We start from the raw sequence: 16889 nt of genomic DNA on the forward strand, positions 1-16889 counted from the left end.
TTTCCTCTGGCAGCTATCGGGGGGGCGCGTCAATGGCCCAATACGCAAACCGACATTACAAAACGTTCGAATTGACGCTTTGCGAATAAACCGTTGCCAATCCGCCTCAGCAGCCGATCGGAAAATCAGGATTTCGGCGTGAACCGGGCGACCAGATCATAGTCCGATCCCGGATATATCTGGCGGACATGGGTGACGTCCATCTCGCCCCGCCAGGTGCGCCGCTCGATCGAAAGGCAGGCGGTATGCAGCGGTACGTCCAGCAGCGCCGCCTGCCGGGAATCGGCGTTCACGGCGGCGATGCGGTGCTCCGCCTCCGTCCAGGCCACGGCATCCAACAGCCAGGTGCCGGGCGGCACTTTCGCGAAATCGGCATCGGCCGCGTCGGGCACCGCGACAAGGCCGATCAGGCGCTCCTCCAGCGCGAATGGGCGATCATCCGCAAGGTGGAGGCAATCGATCGCAATCAGGTCTCCGCCGCGGGCGAGTTGCGCCTCGCCTTCGGATCGGGGATCGGCCGCGCGCCGCTGCCGCGCGAGCAGCTTCAGCCCATATCGGCGGCCCCGTGCCTCCACTTCGGCGCGTATGTCCGGCACCGCCAGAACCGGCGCATGCACGCGCGGCTCCGCCACGAAGGAGCCGCCGCGCCGGCGCCGCACCACCAGCCCCGCCTCGACCAGCGCGGCGATCGCCTTGTTCACCGTCATCCGCGAACAATCGAACCGGGCCATCAGCTCATGCTCGAAGGGGATGCGATACCCCGGCGGCCAGGCCCCGGAGAGGATCTTCTCCTCCAGATAATCGCGGATGCGGCGGTTGAGCGTGGTCATGCGGCAAGCAGCCTGCCCAGCACCGCCGCATAGCGTGCCGTCACCGCCGCGCGGGCATGGTGCACGCCTTCGGCCACGACCTGCCGGCCGCCGCGCCACACGCCCGCGATCGCATCGCGCCCGCCCGCGAAGATGAAGCTGTCCAGCACGGCATCGTCCGCGCGGCCGATCATCGCCGGATGCGCCGGATCGATCGCCAGCCAGTCCGCCGGGCCGCCTTCGCGCAATCCCGCCACGGCGCCCGTCGCCCGCGCGCCGCCCCGCAGCGCCTCCTCGAACAGGCAGCGCCCGACCGAACGGTTTTCCCCCGCCAGCACGTTGCGCGCGCGATGGTGGAGGCGCTGGCCATATTCCAGCAGCCGCAACTCGTCGGCCAGATCGATCCGCACGTTGGAATCCGTCCCCACGCCCCAGCAGCCACCGGCTTCCCGATAATCGATCGCCGGAAAAAGGCCATCGCCAAGGTCCGCCTCCGTCACCGGGCAGAGCCCCGCCACCGCGCCGGATGCCGCCAGCCTGCCGGTCTCCGCCGCCGTCATGTGGGTGGCGTGGACGAGGCACCAGCGATCGTCGACCGGGGCGTGATCGAACAGCCATTCCACCGGCCGCCGGCCGCTCCACGCCAGGCAGTCCTCCACCTCGCGCACCTGCTCGGCGATGTGGATGTGGATCGGCCCGCCTTCCGCCAGCGGCAGGATCGCCGTCAGCGCGTCGGGCGTCACCGCGCGCAGGCTGTGGGGGGCGATGCCGGTCACGGCATCCGCGATCGGCGCCAGCGCCCGGCGGCTCGCCTCGATCAGGCCGGCATAGCTGTCAACAGTGGAAAGGAACCGCGCCTGCCCCGGCCCGGCCGGCGCGCCGCCAAAGCCGCCCTGCGCGTAGAATACCGGCAGCAGGGTCAGCCCGATGTCCGCCGTTTCGGATGCCGCCGCGATCCGCGCCGCCATCTCGGCCGGGTCGGCGAACGGCCGCCCGCCGATGTCGTGGTGGAGGTAATGGAACTCGCCCACGCGGGTATATCCCGCCTCGATCATCTCAACATAAGCGAGCGCCGCGATCGCCTCCACCTCGTCCGGCGTCAGCCGGCCGACGAAGCGATACATCCATTCCCGCCATGTCCAGAAACTGTCCGATCCCGGCCCGCGCAGGCCGGTAAGCCCCGCCATCGCGCGCTGGAAGGCATGGCTGTGCAGGTTGGCCATGCCCGGCAGGCCGATCGCGATCCGCGCGTCGCCCGCTTCCGCCGCCACGCCCCGTTCGAGTCGCGCGATCCGGCCGCCGGAAACGCCGACGCGCACGTCCCGCGCCCAGCCGTCCGGCAGCAGCAGGCTCGCGAAATGCGTGAAATTCAGATCGCTTTCTCGCTCCACTGGACAGGCTCCCTCGTTCGCGAATATGTATAGACATTATTGCAGTCGAGCGAAAGGGAGGCGGATGACGGAAGGTTGCGATCGCCTGTGGCGCAACGCCCGCCTCGCGACGCTGGCGCCCGGCCTGCCGGGCCTGGGCGAGGTGGAAGACGGCCTCGTCGCCTGCCGCGACGGGCTGATCCTCTATGCCGGCCCCGCCGCCGACGCCCCTGCCTTCAACGCCATCGAGACCATCGACTGCGAGGGCCGCTGGATCACCCCCGGCCTGATCGATTGCCACACCCACCTCGTCCATGGTGGCGATCGCGCCCATGAATTCGAACTGAGGCTGGCCGGCGCTTCCTATGAGGAGATCGCCCGGGCCGGCGGCGGCATCCTTTCCACCATGGCCGCCACCCGCGCGGCGAGTGAGGCGGAGCTTGTCGCCTCCGCCCTCCCCCGCCTCGATGCCCTGATCGCCGAGGGCGTGACGACGGTGGAGATCAAGTCCGGCTACGGCCTCGCCCTCGATCATGAAATGAAGCAGCTGCGCGCCGCCCGCGCGCTCGGCCGCGAACGCGACGTCACCGTCCGCACCACCTTCCTCGGCGCCCATGCCCTGCCGCCCGAATATGCGGGCGATGCCGAGGGCTATATATCGGCGGTCGCGAACGAGATGCTGCCGGCCGTCGCCGCCGAAGGGCTGGCCGATGCGGTCGATGCGTTCTGCGAAGGCATCGGTTTCACGCCCGCGCAAGTCGATCGGCTGTTCGACGCCGCCCAGGCCCGCGGGCTGCCCGTGAAGCTCCACGCCGAACAGCTTTCCAACCTCCACGGCGCGGCGCTGGCCGCCCGCCACGGCGCGCTTTCGGCCGACCATCTCGAGCATCTCGACGATGCCGGCATCGCGGCGATGGCTGCCGCCGGCACGGTCGCCGTGCTGCTGCCGGGCGCCTTCTATTTCGTGCGGGATACGCACCGCCCCCCGATCGATGCCCTGCGCGCCGCCGGCGTTCCCATCGCCATCGCCACCGATTGCAACCCCGGCACCTCGCCCCTCACCTCGCCGCTGCTGGCGATGAACATGGCCGCCACCCTGTTCCGCCTGACCGTGCCCGAATGCCTGGCCGGCATGACGCGCGAGGCCGCGCGGGCGCTGGGCCTGCAGGATCGCACCGGCACGCTGGAGGCCGGCAAGGCCTGCGATCTCGCCATCTGGTCGGTCGAGCGGCCGGCCGAACTTGTCTATCGCATGGGGTTCAACCCGCTCCATGCCCGTATCCGGAGTGGTCGATGACCGAAATCATCCTCAAGGCGGGCGAAGCGACGCTGGCGGACTGGCGCGCCATCTATCGCGGCGCCAATGCGCGGCTGGATGCCGCCACCGCGCCGGCCATCGCCGCCAGCGCGGCCGCTATCGAACGCATCCTCGCCCGCGGCGCCCCGGTCTACGGTATCAATACCGGCTTCGGTAAGCTCGCCAGCGTCCGCATCGGCGACGAGGATCTCGCCACGCTCCAGCGCAATATCGTGCTGAGCCATGCCGCCGGGGTGGGCGATCCCATGCCCGTGCCGATCGCCCGGCTGATGATGGCGCTGAAGCTCGCCAGCTTCGCCCATGGCGCGTCGGGCGTCCGGCCGGAAACGGTGGCGATGCTGGAAACCATGCTGGCGCGCGGGCTCACCCCCGTCATCCCCGCGCAAGGGTCGGTCGGCGCCAGCGGCGATCTCGCCCCCCTGTCCCACATGGCGGCCGCGATGATCGGCGTGAGCGAGATCATCAGCGACGGTATCGCCATGCCCGCGACCGCCGCGCTCGCCGCCGCCGGCCTCGAACCGCTGACGCTCGGGCCGAAGGAAGGGCTGGCGCTGCTCAACGGCACGCAATTCTCCTGCGCCAACGCGCTGGCCGGCCTGTTCGAGGCGGAGAACCTGTTCCGCACCGCCCTTGTCACCGGCGCGCTTTCCACCGAAGCGGCCAAGGGATCGGACGCGCCGTTCGATCCCCGCATCCACGCGCTCCGCCGCCATGCCGGCCAGATCGCGGTGGGCGAGGCGTTGCGCGGGCTGATGGCGGGCTCCGCCATCCGTGCCTCGCACCTCGAAGGCGATGCCCGCGTGCAGGACCCCTATTGCCTGCGCTGCCAGCCGCAGGTGATGGGCGCGGCGCTCGATCTGCTGCGCCAGGCCGGCCACACCCTTGCCACCGAAGCGAACGGCGTTTCGGACAATCCCCTGATCTTCGCCGATACGGACGAGGCGCTTTCCGGCGGCAACTTCCATGCCGAACCGGTGGCCTTCGCCGCGGACATGATCGCCATGGCGATCTGCGAGATCGGATCGATCGCCGAACGCCGCATCGCCATGCTGGTCGATCCCGCGCTTTCGGGCCTGCCGGCCTTCCTCACCCCCCATCCGGGGCTGAATTCCGGCTTCATGATCCCGCAGGTGACGGCGGCCGCGCTGGTTTCGGAGAATAAGCAGCGCGCTTACCCCGCCAGCGTGGATTCCATCCCCACCTCCGCCAACCAGGAGGATCATGTGTCGATGGCCGCCCATGGCGCGCGCCGACTGCTGGCGATGGCGGAGAATGCGCGCGGCGTGATCGCGATCGAATATCTCGCCGCCGCGCAAGGGTGCGATTTCCACGCGCCGCTCAAGTCCAGCGAGGTGCTGGAGGCCGCCCGCGCGCTGCTGCGCGAACAGGTGCCCACGCTGGGCGAGGATCGCCATTTCCACCCCGATATCGCAGCCGCTGCCGCGCTGGTGGCCGGCGGGCGGATCGCCGCGCTTGCCGCCCTGCCCGGTGTGGCATGACGGACTGGCTGGAAATCCATCGCGGCACGGCGCCGCTGGTCGTCAGCTTCCCCCATACGGGGGCGGACATCCCGGCCCATATCGAGGCGGGGCTGGCGTCGCCCTGGATCGGGCGCAAGGACGCCGATTGGTGGGTGGACCGGCTCTACGCCTTCGCGCGCGATCTGGGCGCCACCACCGTCCGCACCCGCCTGTCGCGCACGGTGATCGACGTCAACCGCGATCCTTCCGGCGCCTCGCTTTATCCGGGGCAGGCGACCACCGGCCTCTGCCCTGTCGAGACCTTCGACGGCGAGCCGCTCTACCGGGCCGGCGCCGAACCCGATGAAGCCGCGATCGCCGATCGCCGCACCCGCTATTTCGATCCCTATCATGCCGCGCTCGGCGCCGAGATCGATCGGCTGCGCGCCATCCATCCAGCGATCGTCCTCTACGACGCGCATTCGATCCGCAGCCATGTGCCGCGCCTGTTCGATGGCGCGCTGCCCCAGTTCAACATCGGTACCAATGACGGCCTGAGCTGCGCGCCGGGGCTGGCCGCCGCCGTGGAAGCGGCGTGCGACGCATCGGCCTTTTCGCGCGTCACCAACGGGCGTTTCAAGGGCGGCTGGATCACCCGCCATTATGGCGCGCCGGGCAAGGGCATCCACGCCATCCAGATGGAGCTCGCCTGCCGGGGCTATATGGGCGAGCCCGCCGGCCCCTTCTCCCCCGAAAACTGGCCCACGCCCTTCGATCCCGCGCACGCCGCGCCGCTCGCCGCCGTGCTGCGCGCCGCGCTCACCGCCTGCATCGCCTTCGCCAAGGACCAAGCATGACCCGCACCGACAACAGCCGCGTCATCCGCCCCGCCACCGGCACCGGGCTTTCCGCGAAAAGCTGGCTCACCGAAGCCCCGCTCCGCATGCTGATGAACAATCTCCATCCGGACGTCGCCGAACGGCCGGAGGAACTGGTCGTCTATGGCGGCATCGGCCGCGCCGCGCGCGACTGGGAAAGCTATGACCGGATCGTCGAGACGCTGAAGCGGCTGGAGGACGATCAGACGCTGCTGATCCAGTCGGGCAAGCCGGTGGGCGTGTTCCGCACCCATGCCGATGCCCCGCGCGTGCTGCTCGCCAATTCGAACCTGGTGCCCCACTGGGCGACGTGGGAGCATTTCCACGAGCTCGATCGCAAGGGGCTGGCCATGTATGGCCAAATGACGGCCGGGTCGTGGATCTATATCGGCAGCCAGGGCATCGTGCAGGGCACCTACGAAACCTTCGTGGAGATGGGCCGCCAGCACCATGGCGGCGATCTTTCGGGCAAATGGATGCTGACCGCCGGGCTGGGCGGCATGGGCGGCGCGCAGCCGCTGGCGGCGGTGATGGCGGGCGCATCCTGCCTCGCCATCGAATGCCAGCCCTCGCGGATCGAGATGCGGCTGCGCACCGGCTATCTCGATCACGCCGCCTCGACCATCGAGGAAGCGCTGGCGATCATCGAGAAGGCCTGTGCCGAAAGGAAAGCCGTCTCCGTCGGCCTGCTCGGCAATGCGGCGGAGATATTGCCCGAACTCTATCGGCGCGGCGTGCGCCCCGATCTGCTGACGGACCAGACCTCCGCCCATGATCCGGTGAACGGCTACCTGCCGGTCGGCTGGACGCTGGAACACTGGGCGGAAGCGCGCGAGCGTGATCCCGCCTCGGTCGCGGCGGCCGCGAAGCAGTCCATGGCCGTCCACGTCCGCGCCATGCTCGATTTCCAGGCCGCCGGCGTGCCCACCGTTGATTACGGCAACAATATCCGCCAGATGGCGCTGGAAGCGGGCGTCGCCAACGCCTTCGACTTCCCCGGTTTCGTGCCGGCCTATATCCGCCCGCTCTTCTGCCGGGGCATCGGCCCCTTCCGCTGGGCGGCGCTGTCCGGCGACCCGGAGGATATCGCCCGCACCGACGCCAAGGTGAAGGAGTTGATCCCGGACAATCCCCACCTCCACAACTGGCTGGACATGGCGGCCAAGCGCATCCACTTCCAGGGCCTGCCCGCGCGCATCTGCTGGGTCGGCCTCGGCGACCGGCACCGGCTGGGCCTCGCCTTCAACGAGATGGTGGCATCGGGCGAGCTGAAGGCGCCGATCGTCATCGGCCGCGATCATCTCGACAGCGGCTCCGTCGCCAGCCCCAACCGCGAGACGGAAGCGATGGCGGACGGATCGGATGCGGTGTCGGACTGGCCGCTGCTCAACGCCCTCCTCAACACCGCCAGCGGCGCGACCTGGGTGTCGCTCCACCATGGCGGCGGCGTGGGCATGGGCTTTTCCCAACATGCCGGCATGGTGATCGTGGCGGACGGCACCGAGGCCGCCGCGCGCCGGCTGGAACGGGTGCTCTGGAACGATCCTGCCAGCGGCGTGATGCGCCATGCCGATGCCGGCTACGACATCGCGATCGATTGCGCGCGCGAGAAGGGCCTCGACCTGCCCGGCATCCTCTGAAAAGGCGGGGCCGCCCCGATGCGGCCCCTTATCTCAGCGCCGGAACGCCGCCAGCGCCAGCAGCAGCCATCCGCCGATCATGGCGACGCCGCCCAGCGGGGTGATCGCGCCGAACCAGCGTGGCGCGCCGAAAGCCATGGCGTAGAGCGTGCCGCTGAAGACCAGCGCGCCCGCCAGCATCAGCAAAGCCGCGCCCCTGCCCCGTGGCAGGCCCAGCGCCGCCAGCGCGGCGGCGGCATGGACGAGCTGGTAGGTCGCGCCCGTGCGCAGCCATTCCACCGCCTTGCCCGATGCGCCATGCGCGCCGAACGCGCCTGCCGCCACCGCCAGCGCGCCCGAAAGCCCGGCCAGCGCCACCAGCCATCCCCCGCGTTTCATCCTTCCTTGATCTCCTCCATGGGATTGCCCGGCCGGAACATCATGTTCTTGGCGGTGCGCAGATCGCCGGACTGGCTTTGCAGTTCCAGCCGGATGGCATCGCGCTCGCGATACTCATCCTCGACGCGATCGATCTCCTCGGCCGGAATGCCGACGGCCTCCAGCGCATGCCGCCCCATCAGCACCGCGGATTCGAACATCTCGCGCACCGATGCCGCCAGATCGAGGCCGCTCAGCGACATCAGGGACCGCCGATCATAAGCGCGCACCAGGATCGCCGCATGCGGGAAGGCGGACATCACCGTCTTCAGCTCGTCCCGGCTTAGGGTGCGATCGTCGATACAGAAGATGATCGCACGGGCCGTCTCGGCGCCAGCGAGCCGCAGCAGATCGAGCCGGCGTCCGTCGCCATAATAGACCTTCATGCCGAAATCCTGGCCGCGATCGATCGTCGCGGCCGCATTGTCGATCAGCGTGACGTCCACCGCCTTGGCCATCAGCATCTGCGCCACCGTCTGCCCGAAGCGGCCATAGCCGACGACGATCGCCGATCCTTCCGCGCCCGCGTGCGGCCCTTCCAGATCGCCCCGATCGGCCGCCTTCTTGTTCACGAAACGACGGGACAGCATCATCAGGAAGGGCGTGGTCGCCATCGAAAGCGTGACGACCGCGCCGAACAGGCTGGCAGCCTCCGGCGCGATGAGCTGCGCCGCCTTCGCCTGGGCGAACAGCACGAAGCCGAATTCGCCGCCCTGGCTCAGCAGCAGGCCAAGCGCGAAGGCCTGCCGGCTCGCCAGGCCGAACAGACGGGCAAGCACGAAGATAACCCCCGTCTTGATCGCCACCACGGCCGCCGCCAGCGACAGCACGAAGACGGGGCGCATCGCCACCGCGTTCAGATCCAGCAGCATGCCGACGGCGAGGAAGAAGAGACCCAGCAATATCGTGCGGAACGGCTCGATATCGGCTTCCAGCTCATGCCTGTAGGGCGAATCGGCCAGCATCATGCCGGCGATAAACGCGCCCAGCGCGGTCGAAAGGTGGAGCGCCTCCATCACGGCGGCGGCCGTCATCACCGTGAACAGGCCGGCGGCGATGAACAGCTCGCGCTCGCCCAGCCCGCCAATCAGGCGGAACAAAGGGTTCAGGATCAGCCGGCCGAACAGCACCAGGCCGATGATCGCCCCCACGGTATAGACGGCCAGCAGCCAGCCCGGCGGCGCCGAAGGATCGGCCGGCGCGCGGGAAAGGGCCGCGATGATCGTTATCAGCGGCACGATCGAAAGATCCTGGAACAGCAGGATCGAGAAAGCCTTTTCGCCGAAGGGCGTGCTCAGCCGCCCCGCCGATCGCAGCATCGGCAGCACCTGCGCCGTGGAGGAGAGCGCCAGCGGCAGGCCCAGTGCGATCGCCGCCGCCATCGAAAATCCGGTGCTGGCGAACAGGAAGGCGGAAAGCGCCACGCCGCACAGCGCCACCTGCGCCAGCCCGAATCCGAAAATGTCCCGCCGCAACCGGAACAGCCGGCTGGGATGGAGGTCGAGGCCGACGAGGAACAGCAGCAGCACGATGCCAAGCTCGGCAATGCCAAGCTTGCCTTCGGCATCGCCCACCAGCCCCAGTCCCTGCGGCCCGATCAGCGCGCCTGCGACGAGATAGCCGAGCACCGCGCCCAACCCGAGCCTGCGGAAAAGGATGACGAGCACCAGCGCCGTGCCGAGCAGCACGACGCCATCGCGCAGCAGCAGGGTGGTCACATGTTCCTCGTTCACGCCACCGTCTCCGTCGCGCGGGCCACGGCCTCGGCCACGGCTTCGAAGGCGAGCCTGATGGATGCGTGCCGCGCCTTGTGCGGGCGGGCGGGCGCGAAGATGTCGAGGCCCGGCCACGCGCCGGGATCGTCGCGCTCGCCGGCCAGGAACGCCGCCAGTGCATCGCGCGCGGCCGCAAGCTCGGCGGCGTCGCGGCCGATGGCGTGGCCGCCCATGATCGCGGCCGAAGCCTGGCCCAGCGCGCAGGCCCGCACATCCTGCCCCAGGGCGACGATCCGGCCCTCGCCATCCACGGCGACATCCACCGTCACCCGGCTGCCGCACACCGGCGATCGCCGCTCCACGCTGGCATCGGCATGGTCGAGCCGGCCGAGATGGGGAATGGCCGTCGCCAGCCGCAGGATATCCTTATTGTATAGCGCGCTCGACATGAGCGCCATTTAGGCGCCGCAGCCCGCCAGCGTCACCCCCGCAGCGCGAATTTATCCGCCGCTGGCATTATCCTGCGCGGCCTTGCCGTCATCCTGCCCACGCGTGCGCATCTCCACGAAATCGACGATGGCGCGGCTGCTGGCGTTGAGCAGCGGGAAGGTGCGCGATTCGCGCACCCAATCCGGCCGCTCGGCTGCCGCGCCGTAGATCACGCTGTTCACCAGCCCGACGGCGAGGAACAGCAATGTCGCCACGATCAGGCCCTTGATACCGCCGAAGCCGAAGCCCAGCACGCGATCCACCGGCCCCAGCACCGATTGCCGCACCTGCCGGCCCATGCGCCCGGCGATCAGCTTGCCCGCGACGAACACCGCCAGGAAGATGATGGCGAAGGCCAGCACCGCCGCCCCCATTTGCGTGCCGACCGGGCCGGCCAGCATCGCCGTGACCGGGCCATGCCCCGCCTTCACCGCCAGGATCGCCGCCACCCAGGCGAACAGCGACAGCATCTCGGCCGAAAAGCCGCGCAGGCCGCCCATGATGGCGCCCCCGCCCATCAGCAGGAGGACGACGATATCGAGTGCCGTAAGATTCATGCACGCCTGCTACGGCATTTCCCGTTCGACTGGCGATCCCATAACGCCATCCCGCCGATAAAATCTTCCTATCCCCGCCCCAGCAGGTGATCGACCAGCCCGCCCAGCGTGGCGAATTCGGCGAGGCGCAGCGCGCCATTCTCGCTGCCCTTGGGCACCAGCGCGCCGGTAAAGCCCAGCTTCGCCGCCTCGCGCAGGCGGAGGCCGCCATGGGCCACCGGCCGGACCTCCCCCGAAAGGGCGACTTCGCCGAACGCCACCGCGTCGGGCGGCACCGGCCGTTCCGCCAGCGCCGAAATCAACGCCGCCGCCACGGCAAGGTCGGCCGCCGGATCGGACAGGCGATAGCCGCCCGACACGTTCAGATAGACTTCCGCCGTGGAGAAACTCAGCCCGCAGCGCGCCTCCAGCACCGCCAGGATCATCGCAAGTCGGCCCGAATCCCAACCCACCACGGCGCGCCGCGGCGTCGCCCCGCTCTGCAGGCGGACGACGAGCGCCTGGATCTCGACCAGCACGGGCCGCGTCCCTTCCATCGCGGGGAACACCGTGGCGCCGGCAATCTCCTCGCCCCGATGGGTCAGGAACAGGGCGCTGGGGTTCGTCACCTCGTCCAGCCCGCCCTCGGCCATGGCGAACACGCCGATCTCGTCGGTGCCGCCGAAGCGGTTCTTGATCGCACGCAGGATGCGATATTGGTGGCTGCGCTCACCTTCGAAGGCCAGCACCGTATCCACCATATGCTCCAGCACGCGCGGGCCGGCGATCGTGCCGTCCTTGGTGACGTGGCCGACGAGGATCAGGGCCGTGCCCCGTTCCTTGGCAAAGCGGATCAGTTCCTGCGCGGAGGCGCGGACCTGGCTCACCGTGCCCGGCGCGCCTTCGATCACGTCGGAATGCATCGTCTGGATCGAATCGATCACCAGCAGCGCGGGCGCCTGCCCCTGCCCCACCGTCGCCAGGATATCACGGACGGACGTGGCGGAGGCGAGCTTCACCGGCGCGTCGCCCAGCCCCAGCCGGCGGGCGCGCAGCCGCACCTGATCGGCCGCTTCCTCGCCCGAAATATAAGCGACATCGCCGCCGGCCATGGCGATCCGCGCGGCCGCCTGCAGCAGCAGGGTCGATTTGCCGATGCCCGGATCGCCGCCGATCAGCGTGGCGGAGCCGGCCACCAGCCCCCCGCCCAGCGCGCGATCGAACTCGGCGATGCCCGTCGCCATGCGCGGCGGCAAGGCCACGTCCGCGTCCAGCCCCGCCAGCTCGAACACGCGGCCGCCGGTCCGCAGGTCATGCCGGGCGGAAAAGACGGTGACGTTGGATGCTTCCTCCGCCAGCGAATTCCATTCGCCGCAATCCACGCACTGGCCCTGCCACTTGCTCGTGGCGCTGCCGCAGGCCTGGCAGACATAACGCTTCTGGGGCTTGGCCATGATGCTCCCGATCCCGAACAGATCGGGAACATAGCTGGGCATATCGGGGGATGCAACGGCCGGCGTTCACCAGCCGATGACCGTCATCCCGACGAAAGCCGGGATGGCGGAAATCTCAATCCACGAACAGCAGCGCCGGCGTCTCCAGCAGCCGCTTCAGCGCCTGCACGAAGCTCGCCGCATCCCAGCCATCGACGACGCGATGGTCGCAGGAGATGGAAAGGTTGATCAGCTTGGCGACCGCGATCTCGCCGTCGCGGATCACCGGCCGTTCCACCATCTTGTTGGGGCCGATGATCGCCACTTCCGGCCGGTTGATGACGGGCGTGGTGGCGATGCCGCCCAGCGGACCGAGCGATGTGAGCGTCAGCGTAGAGCCTGAAAGCTCCTCCGACTTCGCCTTGCCGTTGCGCGCGGCATCGGCCAGCCGGCGGATCTCGTCGGCAAGCTGCCAGACGTTGCGATCCTGCGCGTCGCGGATCACCGGCACCATCAGCCCGGCATCGGTCTGCGTCGCCATGCCGAGGTGGACGGCGCCGTGGCGCGTCACCACGCCCGCCTCGTCATCATAGCGCGCGTTGATCATCGGGAAATCGGGCAGCGCCTTGCAGATCGCGACGATCAGCAGCGGCAGCATCGTCAGCTTCGGCCGGTTGCCGCGCGTGGCGTTCAGGTCCGCGCGCAGGTCCTCCAGCTTGGTGACGTCGATTTCCTCGACATAGGTGAAGTGCGGGATGTGGCGCTTGGATGCCGCCATATTCTCCGCGATCCGCCGCCGCATGCCGATCACCCGGATCGCCTCGTCGGCCCGCGCGTGCCCGGCAGGGCGATAGCCCTGGTTGTAGGTGAGGAAGGCATCGAGATCGGCATGCCGCACCCGATCGCCCTGCGCCGGCTTCACCAGCGCAAGGTCGATGCCCAGATCCCTGGCGCGCTGCCGCACCGCCGGCGACGCCAGCGGCTTGCGGCCATGCTCCGCCTCGCTGGTGGGTGCCGGTGCCGGTGCCGGTGCCACTGCCGCCTCCGACGTGGCGGGCACCGCCGCAACCGGCGCGGGCCGGGGTTCCGGCACGGGATCGGGCTTCACCACCTGCGCCGCCTCGTTGGGCGCGGCCTCGAAGGCGGGCTGCGGCGCGCTGGCCACTGCCTCGACGGTTTCGGCCACCTCGCCTTCCACCTCGAATATGGCGAGCGCGGAGCCGATGGCGAGCATGTCGCCCACCCCGCCGCCAATCTCCACCACCTTGCCGGCGACGGGCGCGGTCATTTCCACCGTCGCCTTGTCGGTCATCATGTCGGCCAGCGGCTGGTCTTCCTCCACCACATCGCCCACCGCGACGTGCCAGGCGACGATCTCCGCCTCGGCGATGCCTTCGCCGATATCCGGCAGCTTGAACGTGAACCTTGCCATCATCCTCAATCCTGCATCACGCGCTTCAGCGCTTCGCCAAGCCGCACCGGCCCCGGGAAATAGGCCCATTCGAGCGAATGGGGGTAAGGCGTGTCCCATCCGGTCACGCGCTGCACCGGCGCTTCCAGATGGTGGAAGCAATGTTCCTGCACGAGGGCCGAAAGCTCCGCCCCGAAGCCGGAGGTCTTGGTCGCTTCATGCACCACCACGCAGCGCCCGGTCTTCTTCACCGATTCCGTGATCGTCTCGATATCCAGCGGCACCAGCGTGCGCAGGTCGATCAGTTCGGCATCGATGCCCTTTTCCTCGATCACCGCGGCGGCGACATGCACCATCGTGCCATAAGCCAGCACGGTCACGTCATTGCCCGGCCGCACCACCGCCGCCTTGCCCAGCGGCACCTTGTAATAGCCTTCCGGCACCGCGCTGGTCGGATGCTTCGACCAGGGCGTGACGGGGCGATCATAATTGCCGTCGAACGGACCGTTATAGATGCGCTTCGGCTCGAAGAAGATCACCGGATCATTATCCTCGATCGCGGCGATCAGCAGGCCCTTGGCGTCATAGGGGTTGGACGGGATCACCGTCTTCAGCCCGGCGACGTGGGTGAAGATGCCCTCGGGCGACTGCGAATGGGTCTGGCCGCCGAAGATGCCGCCGCCGAAGGGCGATCGCACCGTGATCGGCGCGGTGAACTCGCCTGCCGAACGATAGCGCAGCCGCGCCGCTTCGGAGACGATCTGATCCAGCGCCGGATAGATATAATCGGCGAACTGGATCTCCGGCACCGGCCGGAGCCCATAGGTGCACATGCCGACGGCGACGCCGATGATGCCGCATTCGGTGATCGGCGTATCGAACACGCGGGTCTTGCCGTGCTTCGCCTGCAAGCCTTCGGTCGCCTTGAAGACGCCGCCGAAATAGCCGACATCCTCGCCCATCACGACGATATCGGAATCGCGGGCCATCATCACGTCCAGCGCGGAATTGATCGCCTGGATCATGTTCATGGTCTTGGTGGACGTATCACTCATATGCCGGCCGCCTCGCGTTCCGCGGTCATCTGGTCGCGCTGCTCCTTCAGGTGCCAGGGCATTTCCTCGAACACATCCTCGAACATGCTGTCGAACGGCTGCTTCAGCCCGTCGGCGAGGATGCCGAGCTTCTCGGCCTCCTTCTGGGCGGCGCGCACTTCCTCGGCCACCTCGACATCCATCGCCGCCTGGCGATCCTCGTCCCAGGCGCCGATCAGGATCAGATGCTGCTTCAGGCGGGCGATGGGATCGCCCAGCGGCCATTTCACCTTTTCCTCGGCCGACCGGTATTTGGTCGGATCGTCCGAGGTGGAATGCCCTTCCGAGCGATAGGTGAAATGTTCGATCAGGGTGGGGCCGTAATTGTTGCGCGCCCGCTCCGCCGCCCATTCGGTGGCGGCATAGACGGCCAGCGCGTCGTTCCCGTCCACGCGCAAGCCGGCAATGCCATAGCCCACCGCGCGCGCCGCGAAGGTGGTCGCCTCGGCGCCCGCGAAGCCGGAGAAGGAGGAGATCGCCCACTGGTTGTTGATCACGTTCAGGATCACCGGCGCGCGATAGACGGAGGCGAAGGTCATCGCCGAATGGAAGTCGCCCTCCGCCGTCGATCCCTCGCCGCACCAGGCGGCGGCGATGCGGGTATCGCCCTTCGCCGCGCTGGCCATCGCAAAGCCCACCGCCTGCGGATATTGGGTGGCGAGATTGCCCGATATCGAAAAGAAGCTGGCATCGCGCGCCGAATACATGATCGGCATCTGCCGGCCCTTCAGCCGATCGCCCTTGTTCGAATAGACCTGATACATCATGTCAATCAGCGGCCAATCGCGCGCGATCAATATGCCCTGCTGACGGTAGCTGGGGAAAACCATGTCGTCGCCAGCCAGCGCATAAGCGGCGCCGATCGCGGTCGCCTCCTCGCCGGTGCACTTCATGTAGAAGCTGGTCTTGCCCTGGCGCTGGGCGCGATACATGCGATCGTCATAGGCCCGCGTCAGCGCCATGTGGCGGAGCATGCGGATCAGCCGCTCTGGCGAAAGCTTCGGGTCCCATGGGCCGATTGCGCGGCCTTCATCGTCCAGCACGCGGACCAGCGTATAGGCATGGCCCGTCATCGCCGACGGATCGGCATCGATGGCCGGGCGGTCCACCGATCCCGCCGCCGGAATCTCGAAATCGTTGAAATCCACGATATCGCCGGGCCGGAATCGCGGCTCCGGCACATGCAGGCTCAAGGGGCGCAGGTTGCGCCTGTCCGAGTCGTTTGGCACCGTCCAATCTCTCCCGTCACTTACCGGCCATTCCGGCCGCACAGCGCCTGCCACTCCCGAAAGTCGGGAGGTGTCGCTTTGTCGAATATTATACAGTGGCGCAACATTGTTTCAACGACGATAATCGGCCTTCGGAGGCCCATCTTCCCTCCGAAAGAGGGAGACGCCCGGGAACCGACTTTTGTTGCCCTGCAACGATTTACCGAACGGACGCCTGGCGCCTCCATCCTTCGAAAGCGGCAAAGCGTGTCATTTATCCGACTGAATTCATGGGATAAATGACAGGCAGATTACATCCACCCATCCGCCCTTTCCCACCGGACGGCGCAAAATCCCCGAAATCGCCCCGCCGGATGTTGCGTCGCAATAGATCACAAGAGTAGCACTCCCTTCGAGCGAGGGGGCCCGCCTGTGAAAAAAGGATCAGGAATATGGGGACTTTAAGAAAACTCGCGCTTCCGGCTCTGCTGGCTTTAGGGATCGGCACGGCGCCGGCGCAGGCAGCCCTCGTCACCAACGGGGATTTCGAAACCGGCGACTTCTCCGGCTGGACCCAGGGTGGGGATTTCGCCACCGACAATGTGTTCACGGCACCGGGCCATGTCTATGACGGCACCTACTCGGCCGCGCTCGGCACCCTGACGGGCAGCACGCTCAGCCAGGTCCTGAACGTGGTCGCCGGCCAGACCTATACCCTGACCTTCGTTCTGGCCAACGCCCCCGGCAATACGAATGCCAGCGGCAACAACGCCTTCAGCGTGACGCTGGGGGATGAAACCTTCAGCCTGCCGGACAATTTCGTCGCGTTCGATTACGGCACGTTCACGATCGAGGCGCTCGCCACGTCTGACACGCTCAACCTGGCCTTCTCGTTCCTCAACAACCCGTCGGACTGGTTGCTGGACAATGTGACGGTGGAAACCGCCGCCAACGCCGTGCCGGAACCCACGACCTGGGCAATGCTGCTGGTCGGCTTCGGGGTGGTCGGCACCAGCATGCGCCGGCGCCGCCAGGTCCTTTCCTTCAGCTAGGCGCGGAAGGGCGGACCGGACCGCCCGACGCTCAGGGGCAATTCATTCGGGAGGGGCCG

15 protein-coding genes are annotated in these 16889 nt (G+C 68.2%); 5 read left to right on the top strand and 10 right to left on the bottom strand.

Translation table 11 applies throughout. The annotated features are described in order from the left end of the window. Positions 1 to 125: 125 nt before the first annotated feature. Together hutC and G432_RS01690 are read right to left on the bottom strand one after the other, a co-directional pair. Entirely contained in the window at positions 126 to 830 is a 705-nt protein-coding gene (gene hutC, locus G432_RS01685) for a histidine utilization repressor (protein WP_015457077.1), read from the bottom strand. Next, a complete protein-coding gene (locus G432_RS01690) occupies positions 827 to 2200 on the bottom strand; it encodes a formimidoylglutamate deiminase (RefSeq protein ID WP_015457078.1) in 1374 nt (457 codons plus the stop codon). Before G432_RS01690 ends, hutC begins: the two co-directional genes overlap by 4 nt. A gap of 64 nt (positions 2201 to 2264) precedes the next feature. Between G432_RS01690 and hutI the strand changes: the two genes are divergently transcribed. The 4 genes from hutI to hutU are packed head-to-tail and all read left to right on the top strand — an operon-like array spanning position 2265 to position 7475. Further along, positions 2265 to 3476, top strand: a complete 1212-nt coding sequence (gene hutI / locus G432_RS01695) for an imidazolonepropionase (RefSeq protein WP_015457079.1) — start codon at positions 2265 to 2267, stop codon at positions 3474 to 3476. Then, positions 3473 to 4996 carry a histidine ammonia-lyase gene (gene hutH / locus G432_RS01700; protein ID WP_015457080.1) on the top strand — a complete coding sequence of 508 codons (1524 nt, stop codon included), beginning with the start codon at positions 3473 to 3475 and terminating at the stop codon, positions 4994 to 4996. Before hutI ends, hutH begins: the two co-directional genes overlap by 4 nt. After that, the gene (gene hutG / locus G432_RS01705; protein ID WP_015457081.1) at positions 4993 to 5814 is read left to right on the top strand and encodes an N-formylglutamate deformylase; all 822 of its coding nucleotides are present in this window, start codon (positions 4993 to 4995) and stop codon (positions 5812 to 5814) included. The genes hutH and hutG overlap by 4 nt, the downstream gene beginning before the upstream one ends. Beyond that, positions 5811 to 7475 carry a urocanate hydratase gene (gene hutU / locus G432_RS01710; protein WP_015457082.1) on the top strand — a complete coding sequence of 555 codons (1665 nt, stop codon included), beginning with the start codon at positions 5811 to 5813 and terminating at the stop codon, positions 7473 to 7475. Before hutG ends, hutU begins: the two co-directional genes overlap by 4 nt. 33 nt (positions 7476 to 7508) lie before the next feature. Here hutU and G432_RS01715 read toward each other — a convergent pair whose 3' ends face one another. From G432_RS01715 to G432_RS01750, 8 genes are all read right to left on the bottom strand, one after another. Next, entirely contained in the window at positions 7509 to 7853 is a 345-nt protein-coding gene (locus G432_RS01715) for a DUF423 domain-containing protein (protein ID WP_015457083.1), read from the bottom strand. Next, positions 7850 to 9625: a cation:proton antiporter domain-containing protein gene (locus G432_RS01720; protein ID WP_015457084.1), complete on the bottom strand. Its 1776-nt coding sequence runs from the start codon at positions 9623 to 9625 to the stop codon at positions 7850 to 7852. Before G432_RS01720 ends, G432_RS01715 begins: the two co-directional genes overlap by 4 nt. Further along, positions 9622 to 10065 (bottom strand): iron-sulfur cluster assembly scaffold protein, encoded by a 444-nt coding sequence (locus G432_RS01725; RefSeq protein WP_015457085.1) that lies wholly within the window; start codon positions 10063 to 10065, stop codon positions 9622 to 9624. Before G432_RS01725 ends, G432_RS01720 begins: the two co-directional genes overlap by 4 nt. A 42-nt stretch (positions 10066 to 10107) precedes the next feature. Next, a complete protein-coding gene (locus G432_RS01730; protein ID WP_015457086.1) occupies positions 10108 to 10653 on the bottom strand; it encodes a CvpA family protein in 546 nt (181 codons plus the stop codon). Positions 10654 to 10721: 68 nt separating this feature from the next. Further along, positions 10722 to 12086, bottom strand: a complete 1365-nt coding sequence (gene radA / locus G432_RS01735; protein WP_015457087.1) for a DNA repair protein RadA — start codon at positions 12084 to 12086, stop codon at positions 10722 to 10724. Between the two features lie 115 nt (positions 12087 to 12201). After that, complete coding sequence (locus tag G432_RS01740; RefSeq protein ID WP_015457088.1) at positions 12202 to 13497, bottom strand: dihydrolipoamide acetyltransferase family protein; 1296 nt, start codon at positions 13495 to 13497, stop codon at positions 12202 to 12204. A gap of 5 nt (positions 13498 to 13502) precedes the next feature. Continuing rightward, positions 13503 to 14507, bottom strand: coding sequence for an alpha-ketoacid dehydrogenase subunit beta (locus G432_RS01745; protein ID WP_015457089.1), 1005 nt, complete (start codon positions 14505 to 14507; stop codon positions 13503 to 13505). Positions 14508 to 14527: 20 nt separating this feature from the next. After that, positions 14528 to 15799 carry a 3-methyl-2-oxobutanoate dehydrogenase (2-methylpropanoyl-transferring) subunit alpha gene (locus G432_RS01750; protein ID WP_015457090.1) on the bottom strand — a complete coding sequence of 424 codons (1272 nt, stop codon included), beginning with the start codon at positions 15797 to 15799 and terminating at the stop codon, positions 14528 to 14530. 431 nt (positions 15800 to 16230) lie between these two features. On the opposite strand from G432_RS01750, the gene G432_RS23995 reads away from it, so the two are divergent. After that, complete coding sequence (locus G432_RS23995) at positions 16231 to 16830, top strand: PEPxxWA-CTERM sorting domain-containing protein (RefSeq protein ID WP_015457091.1); 600 nt, start codon at positions 16231 to 16233, stop codon at positions 16828 to 16830. Positions 16831 to 16889: the final 59 nt, after the last annotated feature.

This window comes from Sphingomonas sp. MM-1 (genome assembly GCF_000347675.2).
Lineage (GTDB): Bacteria > Pseudomonadota > Alphaproteobacteria > Sphingomonadales > Sphingomonadaceae > Sphingomonas_E > Sphingomonas_E fennica.